This window comes from Nocardiopsis sp. CA-288880, assembly GCF_050955985.1.
GTDB classification, from domain to species: Bacteria; Actinomycetota; Actinomycetes; order Streptosporangiales; family Streptosporangiaceae; genus Nocardiopsis; species Nocardiopsis tropica.
Genome location: NZ_CP192105.1, coordinates 5,745,132 through 5,767,094, shown reverse-complemented (window position 1 = coordinate 5,767,094; position 21,963 = coordinate 5,745,132). Strand labels below are relative to the sequence as shown.

The window sequence follows — 21,963 nt, the reverse complement described above, 5'->3', positions numbered from 1 at the left end:
GCACCGCACACGGTGTGACGTGCCACCCAATACGTGCGCGAACGGCAACCTACTGTCGCGTAACCCGGGGGTGGGGATGGATCATCGTGCACTATGAGCGGTTTTGGGACGAAGGATCTGACGAGCGGGGACATCCTGTCCTACGTCGCCCTCGGTGACAGCTTCACCGAGGGCATGAGCGACCCCTACCCGGACAGCGACGCCGTGCCCAACGGCCGCTACCGGGGCTGGGCCGACCGGGTGGCCGAGCACCTCGCCGACCACGTCGCCGAGGTGCGCTACGCCAACCTCGCCGTGCGCGGCAAGATCATGCACCAGATCATCGACGAGCAGATCCCCCGCGCCGTCGAGCTGTCGCCCGACCTCATCACCCTGTGCGCGGGCGGCAACGACATCATCCGCCCCGGGGCGGACCCCGACGCCGTGGCCGCGGCCTTCGCGGGGGCGGTCGAGGAGCTGAGCCGGACCGGCGCGCGCATCGTCCTCTTCACCGGGTTCGACACCAACTGGCAGCCGGTGATGCGGCACATGCGCGGCAAGATCGCCACCTACAACATGCACCTGCGGGCCATCGCGGACCGCTACGGGTGCGACGTGGTGGACGTGTGGAGCATGCGTGTCCTCGACGACGCCAGGGCCTGGAACTGGGACCGCCTGCACCTGTCCTCGGAGGGCCACCGCCGCCTCGCCCTGCGCGTGTGCGAGGTCCTCGGAGTGCCGACCGGCACGGACTGGAACGAGCCGTGGCCGCCCGCCGCGCCGCGCGACTGGCGGACGGCCCGGCAGGAGGACCTGCACTGGGCGCGCGAGTTCCTGGTGCCGTGGATCCACCGGCGGCTCACCGGCCGTTCGTCCGGTGACAACGTGAGTGCCAAGCGTCCCGTCCTGGAGCCGCTGCGCGTCCACCGCGACTGAGCGGCGGCGCGGACGCCCGCGCGATCCGGCGGCGGGACCCGGTCCGCTCCGGGGCCCGCCGCCGGGAGGCCCCTGCGAGGAGGCCCCGGGCGGCGGCGGTGCGGGGCCGGCTCAGGAGCAGCGGGCGCAGGTGCCGAAGACCTCGAGGGTGTGCGTCACACCGGTGAAGCCGTGCTTGGCGCCCATCTCGACCGCCCACTTCTCCACGGCCGGGCCCTCGATCTCCACGGCGGTCGAGCACACCCGGCAGACCAGGTGGTGGTGGTGGCTCTCGGTGTCGCACGCCCGGTAGACGGCCTCGCCGTCGTCGGTCCGCAGGACGTCGACCTGACCCGAGTCGCTCAGCGCCTGCAGAGCGCGGTAGACGGTGGTCAACCCGATCTTGGAACCGTCGGCGCGCAGGTCGGCGTACAGGTCCTGGGCGCTGCGGAAGCCTGTGGACTCGGTCAGCGCCTGGCGGACCGCGTCGCGTCGTGTACTCATGGTTTCACCCTCCCCCGATCAGTCTGGGGCATCGTACCGGCCGGAACCCCCGCTCCGGGCCCGTGGGTCCGTGGGGAACGCGCTCCGGAGGCGCGGCGCAGCACGCCGCCCGCCGCCACCGCCGCGCCGTAGACGGCGAGGGCCAGCAGGACGATCGTCGCACCGGGCGACAGATCTGCGTAGAACGACGTGGTCAGCCCGCCCAGCGAGGACAGGAGCCCGATCGCCACGGCCAGCAGCATGGTCACCCGGAAGCTCTTGGTCAGCTGCTGCGCGGCGGCGACCGGGACGATCATCAGGGCGCTCACCATGAGGACCCCCACCACCCGCATGGCGATCACCACCGTCAGCGCGGCGGTCACCGCCAGCAGCACGCTCAGGAAGCGCACGGGGAGCCCGTGGGCCCGCGCCACCTCCTCGTCCTGGCACAGCACGAACAGCTCGCGCCCGAACACCGCGACCACGCCGACCACCCCCGCGGCCAAGACGCCCACGACCCACAGGTCGGCCTCCTCCACGGTGCTGACCGAGCCGAACAGGTAGGAGACCAGGGTGGCGTTGCTCGCCCCCGGTGTGAGGCCGATGAGCAGCACCCCGCCCGCGATGCCGCCGTAGAACAGCAGGGCCAGGGCCACGTCGCCGCTGGTGCGGGTGCGCACGCGCACGACCTCGATGAGCACGGCGCCCGCGGTCGCCACCACGGCCGCGGTGAGCACCGGGGAGGTGCTGGTGAGCAGGCCCAGCGCCACGCCGGTCAGCGCGACGTGGCCGATGCCGTCGCCCAGCAGGGCGAGGCGGCGCTGGACGAGGTAGGTGCCGATGATCGGGGCGACGAGGCCGACCAGCACGGCGGCGACCAGGGCGCGCCGCATGAACTCGTACTGGAGCAGTTCAGTCACGGCCGGGGACCTCGAGTCGGATCAGGTTGGCGGGGGCGCTCTCGGTGGCGGCCCTCGCCGGGTCGTTGGGGTCGGGGTGGGGGTGCTGGTGCTCGTGGCCGGGACGGGCGCACTCGCCGGTGGGCTCGGGGGCGCTGCCGTCGTGCGCGACGCGTCCCGACTCCAGGACCACGGCGCGCTCGATCACGTCCTCCAGGGGGCCCAGCTCGTGCAGGACCAGGACCACGGTGGAGCCGAGGTCCCGCAGGCGGGCGATGGTGCCGGCGAGCGCGCGCTGGTTCTCGGCGTCCACACCGGCCATGGGCTCGTCCATGACGAAGGTGTCGGGCCGCCCGGCGAGGGCGCGGGCGATGAGGACGCGCTGCTGCTGGCCGCCGGAGAGCTCGCGCACCGAGTCGCGGGCCCGGTCCGCCAGGCCGACGGTCTCCAGGGCCTCCTCGACGGCGGCGCGGTCGGCCCGCGTGGCGAACGAGAGGCGGCGGCGCGAGGCGACCTGCCCGGAGGCGACGATCTCGCGCACGGTGGCGGGAACGGCGCCCCCGGCGGTGAGCCGCTGGGGGACGTAGCCGATCCTGCGCCAGGAGCGGAAGCGCCGCAGCGGGACGCCGTGCACGAGGACCTGCCCCGACGTGAGCGGCACGATGCCCAGCATCGCGCGCATCAGCGTCGACTTGCCGGAGCCGTTGGGGCCCAGGACCGCCATCGTCTGGCCGACGGGTATGTCGATGCTCACGCCGTCGAGCACGGGAACGCCGTCGTAGGCGACATGCGCCCCGACGGTCCGGAAGGCGGGCGGTACGTCGCTTCCGACGTCCGTGAACTGGGCAGACACCTAGTCATTATGGCGAAAACGAAAATGATTGTCAAAATGTGACAGAAGCGCCGTGGGGGCGGACCACGGTCAGAAACCCAGGGTCCTCGCCACCGCCAGCACCAGGACGACCCCCACCATGAGCACGCGCGGCACCTTCTGCTGACCCGTCAGTGAGGGCCAGGTCAAGAACGCCAGCCACACGAAGAACACCGCCACCAGCAGAAGACAGACCGCGCCCACGAACCCCGGAGCCGCCAGCCCCGCGAGGAAAAGCGCCCCCAGCACCAGCGGCGCCAGCCAGCGGGGGCGCTGGTGCAACCACACCAGCGGCACCGCGCTGCGCTCCTCCACCTCGCGCCGCAGGCGTCCCGGGCCGGCGGCGCCGCCCGTCCGCCCCCCGCCGGGGGGCGGGGAGCCCTCCCCGGGGCGGGGGAGGTCCCCGTCGCCGCGCCGCTTCTCGTCACCGTGCTCAGGAGGGGCCATGCTGTCCGTATCCGCTTCCGGGTCGTGCCGACGACAGGGGGGTTCGTGCCGTTCGCCCGGGTCACCCCGCCCCGCGCTGGTGGGCGTCGGGCCCCCGGGCCTGTGATACTTCTGTCTCTGACCCTAGTGCAGGGCCCCGGCGCGCCGCTGGGCTCCGGCGCGGCCCCCGCGGCCGCACGTCTCCCCCGACCCGTGCAGCGCGCCTCAGAGCGGGTCCAGGCACACTTTTGGTCGCGCATCCCCTACGTTCAGTAGTAATTTCGTCGTCTGAGAAACGCGGCCCGCGCCGACGGTTCCCGCGCGTTGCCCACGGCAACGAACCCTCCGGAGGGTGTCAACTTCCGTGCCCGAACCCACTGTCATCGTGACGTTCGACGTCACCGAGCCACATCTGCAGAACTGCCTCGACTCCCTGAGCCGCCAACAGAGCGGTGACCGGGTCGGGGAGGCGGCTTCCGAGCCGCTCACGGACATCGAGGTCGTCCTCGTCCCGATCCGCGCCGGAAACGGCGACCGCCCCCGCACCGCCGACACCGGGGCCCCCTCCCCGGGGCCGGACACCGACGGCGGCGGCGACGAGGACGCCGCGGAGGACGCCGACCCCGACGTCCCGGCCGAGGACGGCGACCAGGGGGACGAAGCCGTCGAGTCCGTCAGCGAGGACGGGCTCGCCACGGCGGCCGCGTTCGCCGGGTCCCCGCCGCCCGGACTCACGGCCGTACTCCTGGGCGGCGACCCGGCCCCCGACCGGCCGACCGCGCGCGCACGCGGGGCGGAGGCCGCCGGCGGCAGCCACCTGCTCTTCCTGGAGGGCTCCGACGCCCTCACCGGCTACGCCCTGTCCTACCTCGTGAAGAGCGCCGCCGACAGCCGTTCCGACCTGGTCGTCGGCAACGTGTACAAGTTCAACGAGCTCGGCGCCTCCCCCTCCAGGGCGCACAAGCGCTACTGCGGCAAGAACCGCCTGGCCGAGGACCCCCGGAACGTCCCCGGCCTGGCCGCGGACCCCACGCTCGGCAACAAGCTCTGGCGCAAGGGGTTCTGGGAGTCCCTGCCCGACCACGGCCTCCACCCCGACGACGCCGACCTGGGCCTGCGCCGCGCCGCCCTCGCCGCCACCGCCGTCGACGTCCTCCCCGGCCCCGTCCTGCTGATGCGCGAGCGCGAGCACGCCCGGCTCCCGCTGGAGAAGGACGTCCTCGAACGCCGCATCCGCGCCATGGGCGAACTCGCCGCGGGCCTGGCCACCGCCGACCGCGAACTGTGGGACCGCACCCTCCTCAACGGCGAGCTCCACAGCCTGCTCCTCCGGCTGGACGACGCGGAGGACGACGCCCGCGAGACCGCGGTCGACCTGCTCAACGGCTTCCTGGACCACGTCCCCGCGCAGCAGCTGCGAGGACTCGGCGTCCTCGCGCGACTCCTGTACCACCTCGTGCGCAAGCGGCGCGTGGCCGACCTCCTGGAGGTGGCCACCTTCGCCAAGAGCGTCGAGATCAAGAAGGCCACCGTCGTCCGGCGCGGTCTCGGCTACTACATCAGGTACCCCTTCTTCGAGTCCGAGGACCCGGGGAAGGCCGTGCCCCGCGAGGTGTACCGGCTCGACGAGGACATCCGGGTCCGCCAGAAGACCGAGGAGGTCCGCTGGGAGGCCGGGCGCCTGCACATCAGCGGCAGGGTCGGCATCCGCCACCTCCGGGCCCGCAGGCGCTGGCAGCAGCACGTGGTCGCGTTCGCCGTCAACACCGCCACCCACCGCCGGGTGCGCATCCCGGTCCGCACCCGGCTCGCCGCCGAGTTCAAGCTCCCCGACGTCATCGACGCCGCCCGCCACGACTACGGCGGCTTCGACCTCGTCCTGGACCCGCGCCGGCTGCGGTCCGCCGGCGGCTGGGAGCCCGGGGACTGGAAGGTCGAGCTGGTCGTCCTCAACCGCGGCATCACCCGGCGCAAGTTCCTGTCCGGCCCCGTCTCCGGCCCGCCCGAGCGCCCCGGCTACCAGCAGGTCGACGAGGACTTCTGGGTCCGCCCGTACTGGAACAAGGACCGGCAGCTGGTCGTGGGGGTCGAGCAGGCCCGCGCCCGCGTCACCTCCCACCGCTTCGACCCCCGTACCGGTGAACTGGAGCTGGAGGGCGAGCTGCTGTCCGCGCCCGCCGCCGAGGCCACGGAGCTGCGACTGACCCGCAGGCCGGGCACGGCGGCGCTCACCCACCCCGTCACCGTGCATGCCGGCCGCTTCAGCGCCCGGGTCCGCGCCGACGAGCTGTTCGACCGCAGCGTCAGCGAGTGCGGAGGCGTGATCCGCCAGGAGGAGTGGGACGTCCACCTGGTCACCCCCGACCGGCAGGCCGTCCCCCTGGTGATGTCCGACGACGTCGCCACCATCGCCTACGCGGCCGAGGACACCCTCCAGGAACTGGTCGTCCGGCGCGGCGCCACCGGTTACCTGAGGCTGCGCGCCGGGCACGCCCGGCCCACCGTGGACGGGGCCCGCTGGGAGGGGCGCGCACTCGTCCTGGAGGGCGAGTTCCCCGCCGGCACCGACCTGCGCCTGGTCGCCAAGGCGCGCGGGCGCGACGAGGAGCACGGGCTGCGGGTGGAGCGCTCCGGGAACCGGTTCGGGGCCAGGTTCTCCCCGGCGGACGTCCCCACCCTGTCCGGGGACCTGTCCCTGCCCGTGGGCACCTACCAGCTGTGGGGCCGGGTCCGGGGCGGGACGGGGGAGGGCTCCGAGGAGGGCCCCACGGACGTGGGGGTGGAGTTCTCCGACGCGCTCATCACGGGACTGCCGCTGGAGATGCAGACGAGCGAGCGCTCCTACAAGCTCTCCTACCAGGGGCGCGGGATCCCCGTCCTCCGGGTCGGCAGCGACCTGCGCCCCGCCGAGCGCGGCAGCTTCGCCCAGCGCGAGCTGAGGGAGACGTTCTACCCGGCCGAGCGGGAGAAGCCGGTCGACGAGGGCATCCTCTTCGACACCTACACCGGCCGCCAGTACTCCGACAGCCCCCAGAGCCTCTACGCGGAGCTCAGGGGCCGCGGGCGCTGGGCGGACTACCCGATGTCGTGGCTGGTGGCCGACGGGCAGGTCCGCCTCCCCGACGACCTGGCGCCCGTCCGCCACCGGGGCCGGGAGTACTACGAGGCGCTGGCCCGCACGCGGTACCTGGTCACCAACTCCCGTCAGCCGACCTGGTTCCACCGCCGTCCGGACCAGGTGGTCGTGCAGACCTGGCACGGCTCGATGCTCAAGCGGATCGGCTTCGACATCGAGAACATCCGGGGCAAGTCCCGCGACTACTTCGACAAGCTCGCCTGGGAGACCCGGCAGTGGGACTACCTGGTCTCGCCGAGCCCGTGGGCGACGCCGATCCTGCGCAGCGCCTTCCGCTTCGAGGGGGAGGTCCTGGAGACCGGGTACCCGCGCAACGACATCTTCTTCTCGCCCGACCGCGAGGCGATCGCGGAGCGCACCCGGCGGCGCCTCGGCCTCCCCGAGGGCAAGAAGGTGGTGCTCTACGCGCCGACCTGGCGTGACGACAAGTACTACACGCGCGGCAAGCACAAGCTCGACCTGCACCTGGACCTGCGCCGGATGTACGAGAAGCTCGGCGACGACCACGTGCTCCTGGTGCGCCGCCACCCCCGGGTGGTCGACAGCGTGCCGATCGTCGGCGAGGGCTTCGTCCACGACGTGTCCCTGTACCCGGAGATCATGGAGCTGTTCCTGGTCACCGACGTGCTCGTCACGGACTACTCGTCCATGATGTTCGACTTCGCGAACACCGGCCGTCCGATGCTGTTCTTCACGTACGACCTGGAGGGCTACCGGGACAACCTGCGCGGTTTCTACTTCGACTTCGAGGAGACCGCGCCGGGACCGCTGCTCACCGGGTCCGACGACGTGATCGGGGCGCTCCTCGACATCGACGAGGTGGCGCGCCGGGCCGAGCCGTCCTACCGGTCGTTCGTCGACCGGTTCTGCCCGCTCGACGACGGGCACGCGGCGGCCCGGGTCGTGGACCGGGTCTTCGGCGAGGGCTGACCCGGGCGGGCGCCGCCCCCGGCGTCCCGGCGGCCCCGGCCGCCGGGACGCCCTGGGGGAGGGGCCCGCCCTCCGCCCGCGGGCGGAGGGCGGCAACCCGGGCACTCCCCGGGTGGGACACAATGGTGCCGTGATCGTCATCACCCGCTACTCCGTTCCCGAGGCCGACCTCGACGCCTTCCGCGCCGACGCCGCGGCCGCCGTCGAGGCGCTCTCCCGCCGCCCCGGTTTCCGGGGCCACCGCCTCGGCCGCGCCGCCGACGATCCCGGCCTGTGGACGGTGGTCACCGAGTGGGACGGCGCGGGCTTCTACCGCCGGGCGCTGTCCGACTTCGACGTCAAGGTCAACGCGGTCCCCCTGCTCTCCCGCGCCATCGACGAGCCGAGCGCGTACGAGATCGTCGCCGGGGGCGGCGCCCCCGCCTGAGAGGAGTGCCCCTGCCCGTGCACGTACGGTGTGCGAGGGCTTGCCGGGTGCTCTAGCCTGGGTGGACGCGGGCGTCCGACGGTGCCACTCCCCGGTTTCGGCGCGCGTACCGCTTCCCACACGACGATGTATCGCGAACCGCGATCCACCGACTGCCAGCCGGATGGAGAGTCACCCATGGCCGCCAAGTCAGAGGCAATGGACGCACTGGTCAACCTCGCCAAGCGCCGAGGTCTGGTCTACCCCTCCAGTGAGATCTACGGAGGTCTGCGCGCGGCCTGGGACTACGGCCCCCTCGGCGTCGAGCTGAAGAACAACGTCAAGCGCCAGTGGTGGCGCTCGATGGTGCAGGAGCGGGAGGACATCGTCGGCCTGGACTCCAGCGTCATCCTGGCCCGCGAGGTCTGGGAGGCGTCCGGCCACGTGTCGACGTTCGTCGACCCGCTGACCGAGTGCCAGTCCTGCCACAAGCGCTTCCGCGCGGACCACCTCGTCGAGGCGTACGAGGAGAAGCACGGCCACGCGCCCGCCGACGGCCTCGCCGCCATCGCCTGCCCCAACTGCGGCGCCAAGTCCTCCTTCACCGAGCCGCGCATGTTCAACGGGCTCCTGCGTACCTACCTGGGCCCGGTGCAGGACGAGAAGGGCCTGGCGTACCTGCGCCCGGAGACCGCGCAGGGCATCTTCATCAACTACAAGAACGTCGAGCAGAGCGCACGCCGCAAGGTGCCCTTCGGCATCGGCCAGATCGGCAAGTCGTTCCGCAACGAGATCACGCCCGGCAACTTCATCTTCCGGACCCGCGAGTTCGAGCAGATGGAGATGGAGTTCTTCGTCAAGCCCGGCACCGACGCCGACTGGCACCAGTACTGGATCGACACCCGCTTCCAGTGGTACGTCGACCTGGGCATCGCCAAGGACAACCTGCGCCTGTTCGAGCACCCCGCGGAGAAGCTGTCCCACTACTCCACGCGCACCGTGGACGTGGAGTACCGCTTCAACTTCGTGGGCAGCGAGTGGGGCGAGCTGGAGGGCATCGCCAACCGGACCGACTTCGACCTGAAGACGCACGCGGAGTCGTCCGGCGTCGACCTGTCGTACTTCGACCAGGAGAGCAACGAGCGCTACATCCCCTACGTCATCGAGCCCGCGGCCGGTGTCGACAGGGCGGTGCTCACGTTCATGCTGGACGCGTACAACGTGGACGAGGCGCCCAACGCCAAGGGCAAGCTGGAGAAGCGCGCCGTCATGCGCCTGGACCCGCGCCTGTCCCCGGTCAAGGCCGCGGTCCTGCCGCTGTCGCGCAACGCCGACCTGTCGCCGAAGGCCCGCGACCTGGCCGCCGCGCTGCGCAAGCGCTGGAACGTGGAGTTCGACGACGCCGGCGCGATCGGCCGCCGCTACCGCCGCCAGGACGAGATCGGCACCCCGTTCTGCGTGACGGTGGACTTCGACACCCTGGAGGACGACGCGGTGACCGTGCGCGAGCGCGACACCATGTCCCAGGAGCGGGTCTCGCTCGACAGGGTGGAGACCTACCTGTTCGAGCGCCTGCCCGGCTGCTGACCGCCGCGCGCCCGTCCCGGACGCCGGGACGGGCGCGCGAGCACGTGAGAGCACTGCGCCCGCTTCCCCTGTGAGGGGAGCGGGCGCAGCGCTCGTACGAGCAGGGGAGTGCGGTGAGACGGCCGGACCCGGGGGGATGTGGTCTCCGGCCGTCTCGTCGGTTCCTCCGGCCGCACACGGCCGGGGGAACCGGTTCTCAACGTAGCGCCAGGCCACCGGAGATAAAGGCGCATTTCATCCTGCTTGTCCTACCGCGTGAGCGAATCGTGACGTGGATATGGTCCGACCGACGCTCCCACGGGCCGAGGAGGCCGGAACCCCCTCCACCGGTCCGGACCGCTGCGGCGGTCCTGTCGCTCCAGAGGCCGGGCCTCAGGTCGTGTAGACGACGAAGGACACCGCGATGTAGTGGCAGACGAACGCCGCGATGGTCAGCGAGTGGAAGATCTCGTGGAAGCCGAACCAGCGCGGCGCCGGGTTGGGCCGCTTGAGCCCGTAGACGACCGCGCCGACGCTGTACAGGACCCCGCCGACGAGGATGAGGATCCACGTCGCCGGATGGGTCCCGTGGACCAGGTCGGGGATGAACAGCACCGCCACCCAGCCGATGGCCAGGTACAGGGCCGTGGACAGCCAGCGCGGGGCGTTGAGCCACAGGAGTTTGAAGCCGACCCCGGCGATGGCCCCGCCCCAGACCAGCGCCAGCATCGCCGTGCGCAGGGTGCCGTCGAGGACGAGCACGATGAACGGCGTGTACGTGCCGGCGATGATCAGGTAGATGTTCGAGTGGTCCATGCGCCGCAGCACCTTCTGCGCGCGGGGCGACCACCGGCCCACGTGGTAGACGGCCGAGGTGCTGAACAGCAGCACCGAGCTGAGCGCGTACACGGCGCTGGCGAGCAGGGCCGGCACGGTGGGGGAGAGCGCGACCAGGACGATGCCGGCGGCGAGGGCGAGCGGCGCCGTCCCCAGGTGGAGCCAGCCCCGGAGCCTGGGCTTGACCGCCTCCAGGAAGTCTCCGGCCGCGCTGACGGCCCTCTCCGGCATGGACGCGTCACCCTGGGGGTCCCCGCCGCCCTGCGCGGCTCCGGCGCCGTGCCCGCCGGGTCCGTCGTCCCGGGCCCCCGCGCCGCCCCTGCCGTCGCTCCGCGTCCGTTCCTCCGACACGTTGTTCCCCTCCGTCCCGCGGTCCGCGCCGCTGCGGGCCTCTTGCCCAGCCTAACTTACGGATGCGTAGGTTACTTGCCGGTAAACCTGTGTTGCGCGGCACAGCGGCCTCCGGTGGAAGGCGTGGCGCGGGATTGGTCGGGTGCGCCCCTGTGGCGGCAGGGGCGGGAGGGAAGCGCCTCGCCGTGTGATCGCGGGGCTGTGACCAGGGGGTCCGTGGATGCCGGGGTGTTCGTTCCCTGGCCGGGGGGTCGGGGTCGGCATTCCTGGGCTGAACCATTGGTATAGACCTTTCTAATGTCCTTGACCTGCTGGAATGCTGCCAAATGGTGGTTCATGAAGGGGTGATGATGCGCAGTGTGGATAGAGTCGCGCCCATCCGGGCACAGGCGCCGATCCACCGCGGAGCCGTCGAGAATCGAGGGAGACCCCCGTGGCCAAGTACGTCTACACGTTCACCGAGGGCAACAAGGACCTGAAGGATCTCCTCGGCGGCAAGGGGGCCAACCTCGCCGAGATGACCAACCTCGGACTCCCCGTGCCCCCCGGGTTCACGATCACCACGGAGGCGTGCCGCCACTACCTCTCGCGCGGCAGCGTCCCCGAGGGGCTGGACGCCGAGGTCGAGGCCAACCTCGCCGAGCTGGAGAGGACGATGGGGCGCCGCCTCGGCCAGGCCGACGACCCGCTCCTGGTGAGCGTGCGCTCGGGCGCGAGGTTCTCCATGCCCGGCATGATGGAGACGGTCCTCAACATCGGCCTCAACGACGAGTCCGTCGTCGGCCTCGCCGCCCGGAGCGGGGACGAGCGCTTCGCGTGGGACTCCTACCGCCGCCTGGTCCAGATGTTCGGCAGGACGGTCCAGGACATCGACGGCGACCTCTTCGAGGAGGCCGTCGAGGAGGTCAAGGCCGCCAAGGGCACCACCGACGACCTGGACCTCGACGCCGCCGACTTCCGCGAGCTCGCCGGGCGCTTCAAGGACATCGTCCTGGAGCGGACCGGGCGGCCGTTCCCCTCCGACCCCCGGGAGCAGATGGCCCTCGCCGTCAAGGCGGTCTTCGACTCCTGGAACGCCCCCCGGGCGGCCCTCTACCGACGGCAGGAGCGCATCCCCGCCGACCTCGGCACCGCCGTCAACGTCTGCGCCATGGTCTTCGGCAACCTCGGCATGGACTCCGGGACCGGCGTCGCCTTCACCCGCGACCCCGCCTCCGGCCAGCCGGGCGTCTACGGCGACTACCTCCAGAACGCCCAGGGGGAGGACGTGGTGGCCGGCATCCGCAACACCGTGCCCCTCGCCGACCTGGAGAAGATCGACGCCCGGAGCCACGCGGAGCTGATGGGCATCATGGACACCCTGGAGAACCACTACCGCGACCTGTGCGACATCGAGTTCACGATCGAGCGCGGCAAGCTCTGGATGCTCCAGACCCGGGTGGGCAAGCGCACCGCCGCGGCCGCCTTCCGCATCGCCGAGCAGCTCGTCGACCAGGGCATGATCACCCTGGACGAGGCCGTCCAGCGCGTCACCGGCGACCAGCTCGCCCAGCTGATGTTCCCCCGCTTCGACGAGGCGGCCGTGGCCGTGGCCGGCGTCCGCCGCATCGGCCACGGCATGAACGCCTCTCCCGGCGCCGCCGTCGGCAAGGCGGTCTTCGACTCCTACACCGCCGTCAAGTGGTCGCGCAGCGGTGAGAAGGTCATCCTCTGCCGCAGGGAGACCAACCCCGACGACCTGGAGGGCATGATCGCCGCCGAGGGCATCCTCACCAGCCGCGGCGGCAAGACCTCCCACGCGGCCGTCGTCGCCCGGGGCATGGGCAAGACCTGTGTCTGCGGCGCGGAGGAGATCGACGTGGACACCAAGAACCGGCGGCTGACCGCCCCCGGCGGCGAGGTGGTCGAGGAGGGCGACGTCATCTCCATCGACGGCACCAGCGGCGAGGTGTACCTCGGCGAGGTGCCCGTCGTGGACTCGCCCGTCGTGCGCTACTTCGAGGGCGAGATCGACCCCGCCTCCGACCAGGCCGACGACCTCGTGCGCTCCGTCGACCGGCTCATGCACTACGTCGACGCGGCCCGCCGCATGCGGGTGCGCGCCAACGCCGACACCGCCGAGGACGCCGCCCGCGCGCGCCGCATGGGCGCGCAGGGCATCGGCCTGTGCCGCACCGAGCACATGTTCCTCGGCGACCGCCGCCAGCTGGTGGAGCGGCTCATCCTCGCCGACACCGAGGACGAGCAGCGCGACGCGCTCGCGGAGCTGCTGCCCCTCCAGCGCGAGGACTTCGCCGGGATCCTGGAGGCCATGGACGGGCTGCCCGTGACGGTCCGCCTGCTGGACCCGCCGCTGCACGAGTTCCTCCCGGACATCACCGAGCTGTCGGTGCGCGTGGCCGTCGCCGAGGCACGCGGGGAGAGCCACGAGAACGACCTGCGGGTGCTCCAGGCGGTGCACCGGCTGCACGAGCAGAACCCGATGCTGGGCCTGCGCGGCGTGCGCCTCGGCCTGGTCGTCCCCGGGCTGTTCTCCATGCAGGTGCGGGCCATCGCCCAGGCCGCCGTCGACCGGACGGCCGCGGGGGGCCGCCCCCGGCCCGAGATCATGATTCCGCTGGTCGGCACCGTGCAGGAACTGGAGATCATCCGTGAGGACGCGCTGAGGGTGCTGCGGGAGGTGGAGCGGGAGCACGGGGTCGAGCTCGACTTCCCTGTCGGCACGATGATCGAGCTGCCGCGCGCGGCGCTGACCGCCGGTGAGATCGCGCAGAACGCCGAGTTCTTCTCCTTCGGGACCAACGACCTCACCCAGACCGTGTGGGGCTTCTCCCGCGACGACGTCGAGGCCTCGTTCTTCTCCGCCTACCTGGAGAAGGGCGTGTTCGGGGTCTCGCCGTTCGAGTCCCTGGACGTGGACGGCGTCGGCCGCCTGATCCGCATCGCGGTGGAGGAGGGCCGCGCGGCGCGGCCCGGCATCAAGCTCGGCGTGTGCGGCGAGCACGGCGGGGACCCCGCCTCGGTGCACTTCTTCCACCGTGTGGGCCTGGACTACGTCTCCTGCTCCCCGTTCCGGGTCCCCGTCGCCCGCCTGGAGGCGGGCCGCGCGGCCGGGCGCACCGCGGGCTGAGGCCCCGGACCGGACGCGGTTCCGCGGGGGGAGGCGCCCCTCCCCCCGCGGGGGCCGGGACCCGGCCGGAAGGGTCCCCGGCGACGACCCGGCGGCGGCGGGAGTACCGTCCGGCGCAGGATCGGGAACCGACCGGGGACCACCCTCCGGAGGGCCGCCGGCCACAGAGAACGCCCTAGACTCGACCCTGCCGACGGTGGGGCTCCGAGACGCTCGCTGTGACCTCTTCGTGATGTATTCTGGCCGCCGGTAAGGCCGCCGCTCCCGGCCTCCCCCCACACGCGGAGGCGGGACGCGCCGACACCACCCCCGCTCCCGCTCGCCCGACCCCGTGCCGCCGCGAACCGCCGGCCGGTACGGGCCGTCCCAGCGGGTAGCAGGATCCCTGTTCAGAGAAGTTGTGCGGAGGTGAGCCGGTGCGAACGGCGAACGACGGCCGCGGCGACGAGCCGTGGGAGGAGCCGGTCACGGCCCCCTCCTCAGACGACGAGTCGACCAGGGTCTTCTCCCGTGACGACTTCACCGCCGTCCCCGCCCCTCCGGCGGAGGCGGCCGGGGACGGCGTCGGCGGTGCGGACGGCGAGGCCACCCGCGAGTTCACCAGGGCGGGGCCCGCCGCGTCCGGCGACCCCGCCACACGCGAGTTCGCCCGCCCCGGGCCCTCCGTCCCCGGGGGCGCGCCCGACGACGGGCGCACCCGTGCGTTCGACCGGCCCGACCCGGCCTTCGAGGACCTCTACGGCGCTCCGGCGGAGGACGCTCCCACCGACGCCCCCACGGGAGCCGCCTTCACCCGGCGCTTCGTCAGGGACCGGCCGCAGCCCCGGGGCCCCGGCCGGAGCGCCCCCGCCGCCGAACCGTCCGTCGAAGGGCCCGACGGGCCCTTCGACGAGGAGCCCCCTCCCCCTCCCCGGGGCGGACGCCCCGCGCGCCCGGCTCCCCGGCCGCGCCGCCGCGAGCGGCGCCCCGTTCGCCTGCGCTGGATCGTCACGCTCCTGCTGCTCGTGGCGCTGGCCGTCCCGCCGGGCACCTGGGGCTGGGTCTGGTACACGGCCCGCCAGGACGACCGCGTCGCCTCCGACGCCATCGTCGTCCTCGGGGCCAGCCAGTACAACGGCGTCCCCTCGCCCGTGTTCGAGGCCCGGCTGAGGCACGCCCAGGTCCTCTACCTGGAGGGCGTCGCCCCCGTCATCGTCACCGTCGGGGGCAAGCAGCCGGGAGACAACTTCACCGAGGCGGCCGCGGGCAAGAACTGGCTGGTCGAGGTCGGCATCCCCGCCGACCAGATCATCGCCGTGGAGGAGGGCAGGGACACCCTCCAGAGCATCGGCGCCGTCTCCCTGGTGTTCGAGGACCGCGCCTGGGAGACGGCGGTCCTGGTCTCCGACCCCTGGCACAGCCTGCGCTCCAAGCGCATGGCCGCCGACTTCGGGATCGAGGCGGGCACGTCGCCCTCGCGCTCCGGGCCGGCCGTCATCGAGCGGCGCACCCAGCTCTGGTACATCACCAGGGAAACCGCCTCGCTCTGGTACTACTGGATCTTCAACGACAGCAGCGACATCCGCGTCAACGCTGCCTGACCAGCGCGGAAGGCGTGTTTGGTCCCTGCTGGGAAGTAGGGTCGCACACGATGACGAACCACCCCCGGGGCGAGAGCGGAGCCGACGGCTACACGTCGGCGGACACCGAGCGCAAGGCGCGCGAGAACCGGAAGAACCGGGCCCGCGGTCCTTTCGAGCGCGACCGGGCCAGAGTGCTGCACAGCGCCGCCCTGCGGCGCCTGGCCGCCAAGACCCAGGTGGTCCAGCCGGGGGTGAGCGACTTCCCGCGCACCCGCCTCACCCACTCGCTGGAGTGCGCGCAGATCGGCCGCGAACTCGGCCAGGCACTGGGCTGCGACCCGGACCTGGTCGAGGCGGCCTGCCTCTCCCACGACCTCGGGCACCCCCCGTTCGGGCACAACGGCGAACGGGCCCTGGACGAGGCCGCGGCCGCCTGCGGCGGGTTCGAGGGCAACGCCCAGAGCCTGCGCCTGCTCATCCGGCTGGAGGGCAAGGTCATCGACCCGGACGGGCGCAGCGCGGGGCTCAACCTCACCCGCGCCACCCTGGACGCCACCGTCAAGTACCCGTGGCTCCGGGGCGAGGGGCCCGACACCCACAAGTTCAACTGCTACCCCGACGACACGGAGACCTTCGCCTGGCTGCGCCGGGGGGCGCCCGCAGGCCGCACCTGCTTCGAGGCGCAGGTCATGGACTGGGCCGACGACGTGGCCTACTCCGTCCACGACGTCGAGGACGCCCTGCACGCCGGGCTCGTCGACATGGCCGCCCTGCACGGTACCGACGAGCGCGCCGAGGTCGTCCGGATCGCCGCGGCCTACTACTGCGACGCCGACCCCGCCGAGCTGCACCACGTGTTCGCCGAACTCCTCGCGGCGCCCGTGTGGCCGAGCGAGTTCACCGGGGACCTCGCCTCGCTCGCCGCCCTCAAGAACCTCACCAGCGAACTCATCGGCCGCTTCTGCCGGGCGGCCGAGCACGCCACCCGCGCCGCCCACGGCCAGGGGCGGCTCACGCGCTACGGCGCCGACCTGGTCGTGCCCCGCCGGGCCCTCCTGGAGTGCGCGCTGCTCAAGGCGGTCGCCGCCCACTTCGTGATGTCCCGCGTCGAGGCCATCGCCTACCAGGCGGAGGAGCGCCGCCTCATCACCGAGCTCGTCGGCGCGCTCCGGAAGAGCGCCCCCGACGGCCTCGACCCGCAGTTCCGCGCGGCCTTCACCGAGGCGCCCGGCGATGCGGCCGCGCTGCGCGTGGTCGTCGACCAGGTCGCCTCGCTCACCGACACCTCCGCGACGGCGCTGCACGCCCGTCTGGTGGGCTGACGGGAGAGGGGTCCCGGGACCCCGGGGGCCTCCGGGGCGGAAGGGCCGCGGGCTCCCGACGGGGGCATCGCCGACGATTCGGTCGGGCAGGGGGGTTGACGCCTCGTATGTTAACGCTAACAATGTTGTCCGCGTCACATTTCCCCTGAGATTCCCGGAGGTGTCGTTCAGGTGAACCCCCCCGGTGGCCGCACCCCCGTCATGGCGGACGTCGCCAGACTGGCCGGTGTCTCCCACCAGACGGTGTCCCGCGTCATCAACGGCCACCCCAACGTCCGCCAGGAGACCGTCCTGCGGGTGCAGAGGGCGATCGACGAACTCGGCTACCACCGCAACTCCACGGCGCGGGCCCTGGTCACCCGCCGCACCAACGTGCTCGGCGTCCTCGCCTTCGACACCACCCTCTTCGGCCCGGCGCAGACCCTGGCGGGGATCGAGCGGGCCGCGCGCGAGGCCGGCTACTTCCTGAGCATGGTCAGCCTCGACGACGTGTCGCCGGCCGGCGTCGTCGCCGCGGCCGACTTCCTGATCCAGCAGTCCGTCGAGGGGTGCATCGCCATCGCCCCGCAGAGGGGTCTGGTCGACGCCCTCGCCTCGCTGCCCGGGTCCCTGCCGCTGGTCGCCGTCGAGGGCGGCGAGGGCTCCGGCCTCCCGGTCGTCTGCGTCGACCAGGTCCAGGGGGCCGGGGAGGCCGTCCGCCACCTCCTGGCGCTCGGCCACCACACGGTCCACCACATCGAGGGGGACCCGCTCTGGCTGGAGTCCGAGGCCCGCGCGTTCGGATGGCGCCGGGCCCTGGAGGAGGCGGGCGCGCCGGTCCCGGAACCGCTCCAGGGCGACTGGAGCCCCCGGTCCGGATACGACCTCGGCCGCGCCCTGGTGGGGCGCCGGGCCGCGGGGGAGCGGGTGACCGCGATCTTCGTGGGCAACGACCAGATGGCCATAGGGGTCCTGCGCGCCCTGCACGAGGCGGGGCTGGGCGTGCCGGGCGACGTCAGCGTCGTCGGCTTCGACGACATCCCCGAGGCGGAGTACCTCACGCCGTCCCTGTCCACCGTGTACCAGGACTTCGCCCAGGTCGGCCGGGAGAGCCTGGCGCTGCTCCTCGGTGAGATCGGGGCGGGCCGCACCGGCTCGGCCGGCCCCGCCGGGGCCGGGAGACGCGTGGTCCCGGCGGAACTGAGGCAGCGGGGCAGCAGCGGGCCGCCTCCCCCCTGACCGCCCGTCCCACGCGCCTCCTCCACGGAAGGAACCCCCCTGTGCGCGAGAATGTTAACGCTAACAACAAGCCGTCCCCCGACGCGGTCGTCATCGGCGTCGACTTCGGGACCCTCTCCGGCCGGGCCGTCGTCGTCCGGGTGGCCGACGGGGCCGAACTCGGCTCCGCCGCCCACGCCTACCGGCACGGCGTCATCACGGAGCACCTGCCCGCCTCCTCCGGGACGCTGGCACCCGAGACCGCGCTCCAGTGCCCCGAGGACTACCGCGAGGTCCTGCGCACGGCCGTGCCGGAGGCGCTGCGCGTCTCCGGCGCCGACCCCGGGCAGGTGGTCGGCATCGGCACCGACTTCACCTCCTGCACGGTCCTGCCCGTGACCGCGGACGGGACCCCGCTGTGCGAGCTCCCCGACCTCGCGGGGCGCCCGCACGCGTGGCCCAAGCTGTGGCGCCACCACGCCGCCCAGCCGGAGGCGGACGAGATCAACGCCCTCGCCGAGAAGCGGGGGGAGTCGTGGCTCGCCCGCTACGGCGGCCGGATCTCCTCGGAGTGGCAGTTCGCCAAGGCGCTCCAGGTCCTGCGGGAGGACCCCGAGGCGTACGCGCGCGCCGACCGCTGGATCGAGGCCGCCGACTGGATCGTCTGGGAGCTGTGCGGACGCGAGACCCGCAACGTCGCCACCGCCGGGTACAAGGGCATCCACCAGGACGGCGCCTGGCCCTCCGCGGAGTTCCTGGCCGCCCTCGACCCGCGCTTCGCCGGCTTCGTCCGGGACAAGCTCGCCCACCCCCTCTCCCAGCTGGGCGGGCGCGCGGGCGGCCTCACCGCCCGGGCCGCGGCCTGGACGGGCCTGCCCGAGGGGCTGCCCGTCGCGGTCGGCAACATCGACGCGCACGTCACCGCGGCCACGGCCCGGACGACCGGCAACGGCCGGATGCTCGCCATCATGGGCACCAGCACCTGCCACGTCATGAACTCCGACGTCCTCGCCGAGGTCCCCGGCATGTGCGGGCTGGCGCTCGGCGGCATCACCCCCGGCGCCTGGGGCTACGAGGCGGGCCAGAGCGGCGTCGGCGACATCTTCGCCTGGTTCGCCGACTCCCTCGTGCCGCCCGACTACCACGAGGAGGCCCGCGAACGGGGCCTCTCCGTCCACGACCTGCTCTCCGAGCGGGCCTCGGGGGCTCCTGTCGGGGGCCACGGCCTCGTCGCCCTGGACTGGCACAGCGGCAACCGCTCGGTCCTGGTCGACCACGACCTGTCCGGCGTGCTCGTCGGGATGACCCTGGCCACCAGGCCGGAGGAGGTCTACCGGGCCCTGGTCGAGGCCACGGCCTTCGGCACGCGCACGATCATCGGGGCCTTCGAGGCCGCCGGGGTCCCGGTCGAGGACTTCACGGTGGGCGGCGGCATGGTCCGCAACCCGTTCGTGCTCCAGGTCTACGCCGACGTGCTCGACCGCCCGATCAGGCTGGTCGCCTCCGAGTACAGCTGCGCCGTGGGGTCCGCCATCCACGCGGCCGTCGCGGCCGGCGCCCACCCCGACATCCACGCGGCGTCGGCCGCCATGGGCCGGGTCCGGGAGGAGACCGTCGACCCCGACCCCGCGAGGGCGGCGGCCTACGACGACCTCTTCGAGGTCTACACCGAGCTCCACGACCACTTCGGCCGGGGCGGTAGCCAGAGCCTGCGCCGCCTCCGGGCCATCCGCAACGCCACCCTGGCCACCGCGGGGAACGGCACCGAGGAGGGAACACGATGACCGCCGACACGGCCCGCACCGTCCCCGAGGAGCACTGGGCGGAGGTGGAGCGCCTGCGCGAGCACCTGTGCGCGCTGCACGCCGAACTGCCCCGCTGGAAACTGGTCACCTGGACCAGCGGCAACGTCTCCGCCCGCGTCCCCGGCGCCGACCTCATGGTGATCAAGCCCAGCGGGGTCTCCTACGACGACCTGGCCCCCGCCGACATGGTCGTCTGCGACCTGGACGGCCGGGTGGTCGAGGGGGGCCGGTCCCCGTCCAGCGACACCGCCTCCCACGCCCACGTCTACCGCGCGCGCCCCGACGTGGGCGGGGTCGCGCACACCCACAGCGCGTACGCGACGGCCTGGGCCGCACGGGGGGAGTCCATCCCGTGCGTCATCACGGCGATGGCCGACGAGTTCGGCGGCGACATCCCCGTGGGACCGTTCGCCCTCATCGGCGGCGACGAGATCGGCAAGGCGGTGGTCGCCACCCTCCGGGGCCACCGCTCCCCGGCCGTCCTCATGCGCGGCCACGGCGTGTTCACCGTCGGCGCCTCCGCCCGCGCCGCGGTCAAGGCCGCGGTGATGTGCGAGGACGTCGCGCGCACCGTCCACATCGCCCGCCAGGGCGGCCCCCTCGAACGCCTGCCCCAGGAGCACATCGACGCGCTCCACGACCGGTACCAGAACGTCTACGGCCAGTAAGGAACGATCGTGCCCCTCCCCACGCCCCCGGCCACCGCCCACGCGCCCGTCGGGACCCGTGCGCCCCGTATCGGCCTCCTCGGCATCATGCAGCCCCTCTACGACGACATGATCCCCGGCATCACCGAGCACCAGGCCGCCTACGCGGGCCGGGTCGCCGAGAAGCTCTCCGGCGTCGCCGAGTGGACCGTGGCCCCTCCGGTGCGCGGACGCGCGGACGCGGAGCGCGCGATGCGCGCGTTCGAGGACGCGGACCTCGACGGGGTCCTCGTGGTCATGCTCACCTACGGGCCCTCCCTCCGCGTCACCCGCATGTTCGGCGGGGCCCGGCTGCCGATCGCCCTGGCCAACATCCAGCCCGACCCCGCGGTCTCCCCGTCCTGGGACATGGACGACATGACCTACAACCAGGGCATCCACGGCGCCCAGGACACCGCCAACGCGATGGTGCGCGCGGGGCTCCCCTTCGAGGTCGTCACCGGCGAGTGGCAGAGCCCCGAGTTCGCCGGGAGGATCGACCGCTGGGCCAGGGCGGCCCGCGCGGTCACGGCGCTGCGCGGTCTCCGGGTCGGCGTGTTCGGCTATCCCATGAACGGCATGGGCGACGCCCGGGTGGACGAGAGCTCGCTGCTGCGCAAGCTCGGGCCGGAGGTCGAGGTCATCGCGCCGGGCTCCCTCCACCGGACGATGGCCGACCTCCCGGGGGAGGAGGTCGCGGACCTCATGGCCTGGGAGGACGGGGTCTTCGAGGTGGACGGGCGCCTCTCGAAGGAGGAGCGCGAGGACCACGCCCGCATGCAGCTGGGCATCGAGAGGCTGCTGGAGGAGCGGGGGGCCGGCGCCTACTCCACCCACTTCGACGCCATCGGCGAGGACGGCCGCTTCGCGAGGCTGCCGATGGCCGCGGCCTCCACCCTGATGGCCAAGGGGTACGGGTTCGCCGGCGAGGGCGACGTGCTGGCCGCCTCGATCGTCTACGCCGGGCACCAGCTCGCCGGGGACGGCCACTTCACCGAGATGTACGCCATGGACTTCCCCAGCGACTCCATCCTCATGAGCCACATGGGCGAGGGGAACTGGCGGATCGCGCGCGAGGACGAGCCCGTCCGGCTGATCAAGCGCCCCTTGGGGATCGGCGGCCTCGACGACCCGCCCACCATCGTCTTCCGCTACCGGCCGGGCCCCGCGACCCTCGCCTCCCTGGTCTTCCTCGGCGGCGAGGACTTCCGCCTGGTGGTCGCGGAGGGCGAGGTGATCGACGCGCCCGGGCTGCCGTCGCTGGAGATGCCCTACGGACAGTTCCGCCCCGAGACGGGCGTGCGGTCGTGCATGGACGCCTGGCTCAGGTCCGGCGGCACCCACCACATGGTCATGAACACCGGCGCGAGGGCCGAGGACTGGAAGGTCCTCTGCTCGCTCGCCGGCATCGAGTACGTCCGGGTCTGACCCGGAACCCGCGGCGCCGAGGCGCCCGCTCCCC

At 72.9% G+C, this 21,963-nt stretch carries 16 protein-coding genes; 11 read left to right on the top strand and 5 right to left on the bottom strand.

Annotated features, from left to right (window positions below; all coding sequences use genetic code 11):
- The first annotated feature begins 93 nt into the window (after nt 1-93).
- Entirely contained in the window at nt 94-915 is an 822-nt protein-coding gene (locus ACQPYD_RS24955; RefSeq protein ID WP_433697938.1) for an SGNH/GDSL hydrolase family protein, read from the top strand.
- 111 nt (nt 916-1,026) lie between these two features.
- Here ACQPYD_RS24955 and ACQPYD_RS24950 read toward each other — a convergent pair whose 3' ends face one another.
- The 4 genes from ACQPYD_RS24950 to ACQPYD_RS24935 all read right to left on the bottom strand — a co-directional run bounded on the left by ACQPYD_RS24950 (nt 1,027) and on the right by ACQPYD_RS24935 (nt 3,594).
- Nucleotides 1,027-1,398, bottom strand: coding sequence for a Fur family transcriptional regulator (locus tag ACQPYD_RS24950; protein WP_433697937.1), 372 nt, complete (start codon nt 1,396-1,398; stop codon nt 1,027-1,029).
- Entirely contained in the window at nt 1,395-2,297 is a 903-nt protein-coding gene (locus tag ACQPYD_RS24945) for a metal ABC transporter permease (RefSeq protein WP_433697936.1), read from the bottom strand. The genes ACQPYD_RS24950 and ACQPYD_RS24945 overlap by 4 nt, the downstream gene beginning before the upstream one ends.
- The gene (locus ACQPYD_RS24940; protein WP_433697935.1) at nt 2,290-3,129 is read right to left on the bottom strand and encodes a metal ABC transporter ATP-binding protein; all 840 of its coding nucleotides are present in this window, start codon (nt 3,127-3,129) and stop codon (nt 2,290-2,292) included. Before ACQPYD_RS24940 ends, ACQPYD_RS24945 begins: the two co-directional genes overlap by 8 nt.
- A gap of 69 nt (nt 3,130-3,198) precedes the next feature.
- Nucleotides 3,199-3,594: a DUF6703 family protein gene (locus ACQPYD_RS24935; protein WP_433697934.1), complete on the bottom strand. Its 396-nt coding sequence runs from the start codon at nt 3,592-3,594 to the stop codon at nt 3,199-3,201.
- 343 nt (nt 3,595-3,937) lie between these two features.
- Here ACQPYD_RS24935 and ACQPYD_RS24930 point away from each other — a divergent pair, with 343 nt between their 5' ends.
- The 3 genes from ACQPYD_RS24930 (at nt 3,938) to ACQPYD_RS24920 (ending at nt 9,632) form a co-directional block, all read left to right on the top strand.
- Nucleotides 3,938-7,639: a CDP-glycerol glycerophosphotransferase family protein gene (locus ACQPYD_RS24930; RefSeq protein WP_433697933.1), complete on the top strand. Its 3,702-nt coding sequence runs from the start codon at nt 3,938-3,940 to the stop codon at nt 7,637-7,639.
- Between the two features lie 130 nt (nt 7,640-7,769).
- Complete coding sequence (locus tag ACQPYD_RS24925) at nt 7,770-8,066, top strand: antibiotic biosynthesis monooxygenase family protein (RefSeq protein WP_267945951.1); 297 nt, start codon at nt 7,770-7,772, stop codon at nt 8,064-8,066.
- 177 nt (nt 8,067-8,243) lie between these two features.
- On the top strand, nt 8,244-9,632 hold the full coding sequence (locus ACQPYD_RS24920) for a glycine--tRNA ligase (RefSeq protein WP_433697932.1): 1,389 nt from the start codon (nt 8,244-8,246) through the stop codon (nt 9,630-9,632).
- Nucleotides 9,633-10,004: 372 nt separating this feature from the next.
- Here ACQPYD_RS24920 and trhA read toward each other — a convergent pair whose 3' ends face one another.
- A complete protein-coding gene (gene trhA, locus ACQPYD_RS24915) occupies nt 10,005-10,679 on the bottom strand; it encodes a PAQR family membrane homeostasis protein (RefSeq protein ID WP_433702128.1) in 675 nt (224 codons plus the stop codon).
- A 553-nt stretch (nt 10,680-11,232) separates the two neighbouring features.
- Between trhA and ppdK the strand changes: the two genes are divergently transcribed.
- The 7 genes from ppdK (at nt 11,233) to ACQPYD_RS24880 (ending at nt 21,929) form a co-directional block, all read left to right on the top strand.
- Entirely contained in the window at nt 11,233-13,929 is a 2,697-nt protein-coding gene (ppdK, locus tag ACQPYD_RS24910) for a pyruvate, phosphate dikinase (RefSeq protein ID WP_433697931.1), read from the top strand.
- 416 nt (nt 13,930-14,345) lie between these two features.
- On the top strand, nt 14,346-15,509 hold the full coding sequence (locus ACQPYD_RS24905; protein ID WP_433697930.1) for a YdcF family protein: 1,164 nt from the start codon (nt 14,346-14,348) through the stop codon (nt 15,507-15,509).
- Nucleotides 15,510-15,559: 50 nt separating this feature from the next.
- On the top strand, nt 15,560-16,813 hold the full coding sequence (locus ACQPYD_RS24900; protein ID WP_433697929.1) for a deoxyguanosinetriphosphate triphosphohydrolase: 1,254 nt from the start codon (nt 15,560-15,562) through the stop codon (nt 16,811-16,813).
- Nucleotides 16,814-17,014: 201 nt separating this feature from the next.
- Entirely contained in the window at nt 17,015-18,031 is a 1,017-nt protein-coding gene (locus tag ACQPYD_RS24895) for a LacI family DNA-binding transcriptional regulator (protein WP_433702127.1), read from the top strand.
- A 41-nt stretch (nt 18,032-18,072) separates the two neighbouring features.
- The gene (araB, locus tag ACQPYD_RS24890) at nt 18,073-19,794 is read left to right on the top strand and encodes a ribulokinase (protein ID WP_433697928.1); all 1,722 of its coding nucleotides are present in this window, start codon (nt 18,073-18,075) and stop codon (nt 19,792-19,794) included.
- Nucleotides 19,791-20,483 (top strand): L-ribulose-5-phosphate 4-epimerase, encoded by a 693-nt coding sequence (locus ACQPYD_RS24885; protein WP_433697927.1) that lies wholly within the window; start codon nt 19,791-19,793, stop codon nt 20,481-20,483. Before araB ends, ACQPYD_RS24885 begins: the two co-directional genes overlap by 4 nt.
- Before the next feature lie 9 nt (nt 20,484-20,492).
- Entirely contained in the window at nt 20,493-21,929 is a 1,437-nt protein-coding gene (locus ACQPYD_RS24880; protein ID WP_433697926.1) for an L-fucose/L-arabinose isomerase family protein, read from the top strand.
- Nucleotides 21,930-21,963: the final 34 nt, after the last annotated feature.

Coding starts and splice junctions, on each gene's coding strand:
- ACQPYD_RS24950 (WP_433697937.1), bottom strand. CDS start 1,398: ATGAGTACACGACGCGACGCGGTCCGCCAGGCGCTGACCGAGTCCACA.
- ACQPYD_RS24895 (WP_433702127.1), top strand. CDS start 17,015: ATGGCGGACGTCGCCAGACTGGCCGGTGTCTCCCACCAGACGGTGTCC.
- ACQPYD_RS24920 (WP_433697932.1), top strand. CDS start 8,244: ATGGCCGCCAAGTCAGAGGCAATGGACGCACTGGTCAACCTCGCCAAG.
- trhA (WP_433702128.1), bottom strand. CDS start 10,679: ATGCCGGAGAGGGCCGTCAGCGCGGCCGGAGACTTCCTGGAGGCGGTC.
- ACQPYD_RS24900 (WP_433697929.1), top strand. CDS start 15,560: ATGACGAACCACCCCCGGGGCGAGAGCGGAGCCGACGGCTACACGTCG.
- ACQPYD_RS24935 (WP_433697934.1), bottom strand. CDS start 3,594: ATGGCCCCTCCTGAGCACGGTGACGAGAAGCGGCGCGGCGACGGGGAC.
- ACQPYD_RS24885 (WP_433697927.1), top strand. CDS start 19,791: ATGACCGCCGACACGGCCCGCACCGTCCCCGAGGAGCACTGGGCGGAG.
- ACQPYD_RS24955 (WP_433697938.1), top strand. CDS start 94: ATGAGCGGTTTTGGGACGAAGGATCTGACGAGCGGGGACATCCTGTCC.